This is a genomic window from Pseudomonas sp. K8 (assembly GCF_014889455.1).
In the GTDB taxonomy this organism is placed as follows: domain Bacteria; phylum Pseudomonadota; class Gammaproteobacteria; order Pseudomonadales; family Pseudomonadaceae; genus Aquipseudomonas; species Aquipseudomonas veronii.
This window is the reverse complement of sequence record NZ_VJWO01000151.1, coordinates 1-743: the sequence shown is the minus strand read 5'-3', so window position 1 is coordinate 743 and position 743 is coordinate 1. Positions and strand designations below refer to the sequence as shown.

General features: G+C 66.2%; 1 protein-coding gene. It reads left to right on the top strand.

What is annotated here, in order from left to right:
* A partial coding sequence (locus tag INT12_RS30660; RefSeq protein ID WP_193059202.1) for an ATP-binding cassette domain-containing protein occupies positions 1 to 743 on the top strand: 743 nt, incomplete at both ends.

The following is a 743-nucleotide window of genomic DNA, read 5'->3' as shown; positions in this document are numbered from 1 at the left end:
CGCATGGAAGAAGTGTTCCGCATCTGCGACGCGGTCACGGTGTTCAAGGACGGCCGCTACGTGCGTACCTTCGACGACATGCGTGCGCTGAGTCACGACCAGTTGGTCACCTGCATGGTCGGTCGCGACATCCAGGACATTTACGACTATCGGCCGCGCGCGCACGGCGAGGTGGCGCTCAAGGTCGACGGTTTGCTCGGCCCGGGCTTGCGCGAACCGGTCAGCTTTGAGGTGCGCAAGGGCGAGATCCTCGGCCTGTTCGGCTTGGTCGGCGCCGGGCGCACCGAGCTGTTTCGCCTGCTCAGCGGCTTGCAGCGCGCCACGGCGGGGCAGTTGGAACTGTGCGGGCAAGCGCTGCAATTGCGCTCGCCGCGCGACGCCATCGCCGCCGGCGTACTGCTGTGCCCGGAGGACCGCAAGAAGGAGGGCATCATCCCGCTGGCCAGCGTCGCCGAGAACATCAACATCAGCGCACGCGGCGCCCATTCCAGGTTCGGCTGGCTGCTGCGCGAGGGCTGGGAGCAGGGCAACGCCGAGCAGCAAATCCGCGGGATGAAGGTCAAGACGCCGAGCGCTGCGCAGAAAATCATGTACCTGTCCGGCGGCAATCAGCAGAAGGCCATTCTCGGCCGCTGGCTGTCGATGCCGATGAAGGTGCTGCTGCTGGACGAGCCGACGCGGGGCATCGACATCGGCGCCAAGTCGGAGATCTACCAGATCATCCATGACCTGGCGGCGAGCGG